We start from the raw sequence: 7466 nt of genomic DNA on the forward strand, positions 1-7466 counted from the left end.
AAATCCCAACTTTTCCCTGTAGATCAACGTATATAACCACAACGTTCAATCTTTTATATTTATTCCCTGGAAACTATCCTGTATAGTGGCTGAACTATATTAAAAAATACGATAGTTTTGGCCCCTCTTGTGGCATGCAAACGGTATTGATGATCACAAATCTGACCCTGTATAAATTTATTGCGGCTTGAAAAAAGGAATATTCAATAGCATATTAATACTGTTGCTTGCTCTAACCGCGAATGCACAAACTCCTGTAGCTAATTTTGAAGGTTCTGTGTTGTCGGGTTGTGCCCCGCTCCGCGTTAATTTTAAAGATTTATCTTCCGGCGATCCCAAGTATTGGGACTGGGACCTGGGCAACAACCAGCTGTCCAATGTTCAAAACCCGTCTGCCACTTATTCGCAACCGGGAACCTATACCGTTACACTGGTGGTTCGCAATCAAAGCGGCGCCAACGCCGTAACCAAAACAGAATACATTACCGTATATCCTTCGCCTACTGCTTCATTATCGGCAGATATCACCACCGCCTGCTTACCGGCATCTATCCAATTCACCGGTACTGCTTCCACAACGGTGGGAACGATCAGCGAGTGGTCATGGGATTTTGGCGACGGGGGAACCTCCACCCAGCAAAACCCGCAGCATGTCTACACCGAAACGGGGTATTACAATGTGGCGCTCACGGTAACCAGCAGCAATGGCTGTACCCGCCGGGTAAGCAGGTCAAGGTATATCCGCATGGTATCGGGTATTGTTGCCGATTTTGTAAATGCGCCCTCTCCCGAATGTAAACCGCCGTTTAATGTATCTTTTACCAATGAATCGAGTGGCCCGGGCAGGCTTACCTATGCCTGGGATTTCGGGAATGGCAGCACCGCCGATTCGGCCAATCCTGTTGCCGCCTTTACCACCGATGGCGACTACCAGGTAAAACTGATCACCCAAAGCAATTACGGTTGTAAGGATACGGTTGAAAGAACGGTTACGGTTACTACCTATGCGGCGGGCTTCAACAGTCCCAAGGAAAGTTGCCTGGTTGAGGCCGTTAATTTTGAAAATACTTCCGCTGCCGGCGCTTCATCGTTGTTGTGGGACTTCGGCGATGGCACGCAATCTACAGAGATCAACCCGGTTAAAACCTATGACGCCGCGGGAAACTATACGGTGAAACTCATCCACAATTACCCGAATTGCAGCGACTCTGTCAGCAAAACGATCGAAATAACGCCTAAAGCGGCAGTTGATTTCACTGCTGACAATAACCTGGGCTGCGGCACCCCGCTTGAAGTGCAGTTCCAAAACAATACAGCCGGCGCTGTAAGCTGGTTATGGGATTTTGGGGATGGCAGCAGTTCCACAGAACAAAATCCACCCCACACCTATACCAATGTTGCGTCTTATGATGTTACGCTTACGGTAACCACCGCCAACGGTTGCGGCAATACCGTTACCAAGCGCAGGTTTGTTCGCGTTATACCTACAACGGTTAAAATTATTACTGATGAAGATGCCGGGTGCGTGGGTTTAACCATCCATCCGGTTACTGAAATCAGAACGATTGATGATATCGCTTCCTGGTCATGGGACTTTGGAGACGGATCTCCTGTCAGCAACAGTGAAACACCCGCACATACATACAACAGTACGGGCGTTTTCCCTATGAAAGTTACTGTAACTACGCTTGGCGGCTGCACAGTTACCGCTACCCATACCGTGCGGGTTGGAACGCCTCCTTCGGGTGCAGATTTTAAGGTTGATAATACCGGCGATTGTGTATCGGATAGTGTAAAATTTTATGGAACGGCAACAGACGCCAATGAATGGCTCTGGGATTTTGATGACGGCGAAACATCAACGGAACAAAACCCGGTTCATTTGTACAGGGATACGGGAACCTTCGCGGTAAAATTAACCCCGCTTAATAATGGCTGTCCCGGTACTCCAATAACCAAAGCGGATCTGTTCCGCAAGGATCCGCCTGTGGCCAATTTTGCTTTTGATGTGGATTGCTCCAACCGTTTATCGGTAACGTTTACCAACAGTTCAATTGTTGACTCTTTGTTTGGTGACATTACATATGCCTGGGATTTTGGAGACGGATCAACATCCACAGATGAAAACCCGCCGGTGCATGTTTATCCCTCCAATGGCAAATACAACGTAACGCTTAAGGTTACCAATGGCGATTGTTTCGGGGTGTACGTACGGGAAATAGATATCTCTGCCTTAAATACAGATTTTACATTGCCTTCTGATCCTTTGTGTAAGAACGGTCAGCTTCTTTTTACTGCACTGGAAGATACTTCGCAGGTAAAGGAATTTGCCTGGTTGATGGACGGAGAAATGGTTGGGAACGAACCGGCTTTCGATACACTGTTTGCGGTGGCGGGTGACCATACCCTTACGTTGCGGTTAACAGACAAAAACGATTGTGTGCTCACCGAAGTATCGAAGCCGCTGCAGGTTAAAGGACCCACAGCCCAATTCACATCTTCTGCCACGGCAAGCTGCGGAAGCGATGCGGTTGATTTTACCGATCAATCCACTCCCGCCGGCACTTCTATTGCCGAATGGCTATGGGATTTCGGCGATGGCACAACACAAATTTTTTCAGCGCCGCCGTTTACACATCAGTATGCCGATACCGGCACGTATATGGTGCAACTCACTGTAAAAGATATGGATGGCTGTACCGATGCATTCGCTCTTGCAGATCCCATAAAAGTATCTGCTCCCAAAGCTCATTTTGGCGCTGCGCAAACATTGTTCTGTCCGGGTTTGCCCCTGGCATTCAATGATTCTTCCCGTGGTGTGGGACTCACCTATCGCTGGGATTTTGGCGACGGGCAAACGTCAACAGAGCAGAATCCCTCTAATGTATATGCCGATGGAAAATACAGCGTGAAACTGGTAGTAACCGATAACCTGGGCTGCAGCGATTCTTTAACAAGATCAGAATATGTAGATGTAAAAACACCTGTTGCAGCTTTTGAAGCAACCGATACTTCATCTACCTGCCAGTTGCTGGAGGCCAAATTCTTTAACCGGTCACAGAATTATGAATCCTTTTACTGGGATTTCGGCGACAGCACCAATTCAACGCTCGACGAACCCAGGCATTTTTATGACCTATATGGAAATTACGAGGTAAAGCTGTATGTTACAGGCTATGGGGGATGTATAGATTCTGCAGTAGGCCAGGTAAATGTATATGATCCTGTGGCTTACACCAGGTTTGACTATAACGTTCCTTCTTTCGCATGTAATGAGCTACCGGTGGATTTTAATTTCACCACACCACCAGGCACCTGGTACCAGTTTAATTTTGGTGACGGCGCTGTTGATTCCTCCGGTCAAACTGTATTGAACCATCTTTATGACTATCCCAATCCCTACCGCCCCAGTATATTACTGGTTGATTCGCAGGATTGCAGGGTAACGGTAAATGGACCTACGCCGATCGTTATAAATGGTGCTATCCCGGTGTTCAATATTGATGAAAAAGAGTTTTGCGATTCGGGAACTGTTTTTATTACCAATTATTCCATAGCCAGGACCGGGGATCCTGTGGTATCGCAGCTTTGGGATTTTGATGGTACGCCAACATCAACAGAGAAGAATCCCCCTGCCTATATTTTCCCACAGCCGGGCATACACGTTGTTACACTTAATACCACCACGGAAAGTGGTTGTGTAAGCACATTTACCGACACGGTGCGGGTATACCGCACACCTAACCCGGTAATTGGAGTTGAGGATATTACCTGCATAAGCCGGGCGATCGCCTTTAACGGCACGCTTGCCCAGCCGCCGGATACTGCCATACAATGGAGCTGGAGCTTTGGCGACGGAAGATCTTCAACCGAAAGGAACAATACGATCAGTTATGATGCTCCGGGGAACTATAACATAACACTTGCAGTTGCCAATAATTTTGGTTGCAGTGATATGGCAACCCATGCTTTAACAGTAGCTCCACTACCCGTTATTACACCGCAAAACGTGGTAATACCGGTTGGAGGTGAAATAGTGCTGCCGGTAAGCTATAGCAGCGGCATCACCAGCTATACGTGGACGCCGCCGGGGGGATTGAGCTGTACCACCTGCCCAACTCCGATAGCCAAACCCTCGCTCACCACTACCTATAATGTGCAGGTAACAGACAGCAATACATGTACAAGCAATGCCGATATAATGGTGGAAGTGGTTTGCAAGGCAGAGAATTACTTTGTGCCCAATACATTTTCGCCCAATGGCGATGGCATGAACGAGGTGTTTTATCCCCGGGGTAAAGGACTGGCAAGCGTACAATCCATGAAAATTTATAACCGCTGGGGTCAGCTGGTTTTCGACCGGCGAAATTTTTCAGCAAATGATCCCACAAAAGGGTGGGATGGAAAAGCAGGCAGTCGGCCTGTGCCACCCGACGTATATGTATACATGATAGAATTTGTGTGCGAAAATGCGCAGATCATACCCATGAAAGGAAATGTAACATTAATAAGATAAGCCTATGTTCATTATAGGAAATACATATTATCTGTTTTTTTGTACGCTCCGAAGACAATGCTTTGTAATCTTTTTTGTATTGCTTTCAGTTGTTGCAAAAGCGCAGGATCTGCATTTCTCGCAATTTTACGAAGCGCCGCTGGTACGGAATCCTGCACTTGCCGGACTTTTTGAAGGAGATGTAAGAGCACAACTGGTATACCGTAACCAGTGGGGAAGCGTAACCACGCCTTATCAAACGGGTTCACTCAACGGAGAATATAAGTTTGCCGTTGGCCGCGGAGATGATTTTATGACCGCCGGATTGCAGATATTGTGGGATAAAGCGGGTTCAGTTGCGCTCAATACCACTCACCTGTTGCCGGCAGTGAATTACCACAAATCCATGAATGCCGATAAGAACAGGTATCTTTCTATTGGATTTATGGGCGGATTGGTGTCACGGCGCCTCGACCGTTCCAAAGTAACCACCAATAACCAGTATGTAGATGGTTTCGGATATAACGGGTCCTTACCCGACGGGGAAACTTTTGCATCCAATTATTCTTATTTTGACGCCGGGGTAGGCATGAGCTACAATTCATCGCTGGGAGATAGAAAAGAGAATAATTTCTTTGTGGGGTTCGCCTATCATCATTTTAATAAGCCCGCAAATTCGTTTTATCAAAAATTACAACATTTGCCCAAATGGGTAGTTTCCGGAGGCTTAAGAACTACCATGGGCGATTTATCATACATCACTTTTAATGCCGATATGAGTGTGCAGGGACCCTTTAAAGAACTGATAGGAGGGGCAATGTATTCAAGAAAAATAGGTGATACGGAAGCGCCGGACTATATTGTGCACATGGGAGGGTATTTAAGGTGGGAAGATGCGATCATTCCCATGGTAAAATTAGACTATCATCCTTTTTCGGTGGCGTTCAGCTATGATATGAACATCTCGCAATTGCGCACATCAAGCCAGGGGAGAGGAGGATTTGAGATCGCACTCAGCTATATTGGCTTTTTGAACAGCAGTGGCAGCACCAAAGATATACTGCGTTGCCCCAGGTTTTGATCTTTCACACAGACAGGCCAACTACAGTCTGCCGCTTCAGCGCCTACAAATCACATTTCCACATTCTCAAATTTTCAAATTCTCACATTATATCAAATTACCATTTTTCAATTTTTCTTCCATACTGTAAAAGACAAATTTTGCGTTATCTTTTGAGATAAAATCCTAATTTTATAGAGTGAAGAGATTTACACTTATATTTTTAACAGGGATAGTATTGCATTTTTCCGGCCTGGGCCAGGAGAGGTATGCTGTTGCTGCTAAAGAACCTGTTGTAAAGATCTTAAAATTCTACCCCAATCCGGCCACCACTTTCATCAATTTCGATTTTCAAAGGGGCTACGATAAGTCTTATAGCCTGCGGATCTATAATTTTTTAGGCAAAAAAGTTTTTGAGCTCGCCAACATAAGCCTCACCAACCAGGTAAACCTTTCCGATTTTACCCGTGGCGTATACATTTTTCAATTGCGCGACAGAAATGGGAAGATAATCGAATCGGGTAAGTTCCAGGTATCTAAATAAGCATAGCATTCGCTTAACGACTGCAGCAACATACTATTCCCCTCATTCAAAACAAAGATATTTAATTTCCCCCCGTCACACTCCTTTTGCTACCCTGTCATTCATAAAAGATAATGCGCAATGTGCGGTTATTGGTTTGGGTATAGCAGACGCCCGGAAACCTCAATTTGCAAAATACCAGTAGTGCAGGGTAGGTGTTTATGCTAACTCACTGTATAGCATACACGAAAAAAAGAACGGCGTTGCAATTCTTTGGAAAATGTTTCGTTTGAGATGTGAATTTTCATTTTTCTTCTTTTTAACTAAACCCTTAATTCTGATGAGAAACCGTTTTAATCTTTGGTGTCTGTTCACATTTTTGTCCCTGGTTTTATTTTTTTCCTGTAAGAAGGACGACCATCCCGGATCTCCTCCTCCCCCTCCTCCGCCGGAGCCAACGTTGTTTGAGATGGTACAGGGCAGATGGGATGTTGATGTTCATTTTGCCGGGAGGAAGGCCAATCCATCGTCTCCTTCTTTTAAAAACCAGGAAAAGCAGGATATAGGTACGGTCACATCTGCAGAGTTTTTCGGTGATAGTACCTGCATCATAACCTTTAATTATTATTACAGTATTGTTCACAGGATCTCTGTTTCCGACAGCGTTACTTTTAACATTGACGGACTGGGACCGCTGACAGATGTGAGGGTATATGGTGATTCTTTAAGCTTTTCATTCACGTATTATGATATACCCATGGCTGTGAAAGCAGCAAAGAGGAAGAATATAGAGGTGGATGAAAATAAAAAAGTGTTACTGAATACCTGGAAATTAACCACTGAAGAAGATGGTGCTGCTTTTTATGAGGAAAACGAGATAGATGGCGATTTTTATATGATCATTTCGGGTGCCGGAAGCTTTGTGCAGCAATACCCGGATTACGCGGAGTTTTTTAACTGGAGGTGGCATCCCGAAGAGCCTGATGCCGTTGTGCCCTATTTTGCAGGTGGGGACGATGAAAATAATAATCATTATTTCAAAATACTGGAGTTGAGCAGTACCAGGTTAAAGGTGCAGGAGATCTTTATGGAACCGGTATATGACAATGATGTCGTCACCGGGTACGAAAAGATAGTAGCCAATACCTTTGTTCTCACCGCCAAATAAAAAATTGCACAAGTGAAAATGATATAAAGCCGCGGGGTACACACCCGCGGCTTTATGATCCTGTGTCCGCTTCAAAATCATCACCCGTCTTTTTTCAAACCAGGCAATTGCAGACCTGACAGGTCCTGTAAAAAAGGAAAGCCGGTGATGAAACCGGCTCGTTCTTTTGGTTGCCCGACCTGGATTCGAACCAAGACAAACAGTACCAAAAACTGTCGTA

4 protein-coding genes are annotated in these 7466 nt (G+C 45.4%); all 4 read left to right on the forward strand.

Features of this window, described 5'->3' with window-relative positions:
- Nucleotides 1–187 precede the first annotated feature (187 nt).
- The 4 genes from PLH26_RS18260 to PLH26_RS18275 all read left to right on the forward strand — a co-directional run bounded on the left by PLH26_RS18260 (nucleotide 188) and on the right by PLH26_RS18275 (nucleotide 7246).
- Nucleotides 188–4516, forward strand: a complete 4329-nt coding sequence (locus tag PLH26_RS18260; protein ID WP_324587470.1) for a PKD domain-containing protein — start codon at nucleotides 188–190, stop codon at nucleotides 4514–4516.
- Nucleotides 4517–4520: 4 nt separating this feature from the next.
- Nucleotides 4521–5576, forward strand: a complete 1056-nt coding sequence (locus PLH26_RS18265; protein ID WP_502876409.1) for a PorP/SprF family type IX secretion system membrane protein — start codon at nucleotides 4521–4523, stop codon at nucleotides 5574–5576.
- Between the two features lie 178 nt (nucleotides 5577–5754).
- The gene (locus PLH26_RS18270; protein WP_324587471.1) at nucleotides 5755–6099 is read left to right on the forward strand and encodes a T9SS type A sorting domain-containing protein; all 345 of its coding nucleotides are present in this window, start codon (nucleotides 5755–5757) and stop codon (nucleotides 6097–6099) included.
- Nucleotides 6100–6418: 319 nt separating this feature from the next.
- Nucleotides 6419–7246, forward strand: a complete 828-nt coding sequence (locus PLH26_RS18275; protein ID WP_324587472.1) for a hypothetical protein — start codon at nucleotides 6419–6421, stop codon at nucleotides 7244–7246.
- Nucleotides 7247–7466 lie beyond the last annotated feature (220 nt).

Source organism: Agriterribacter sp. (assembly GCF_035444585.1).
Lineage (GTDB): Bacteria > Bacteroidota > Bacteroidia > Chitinophagales > Chitinophagaceae > Agriterribacter.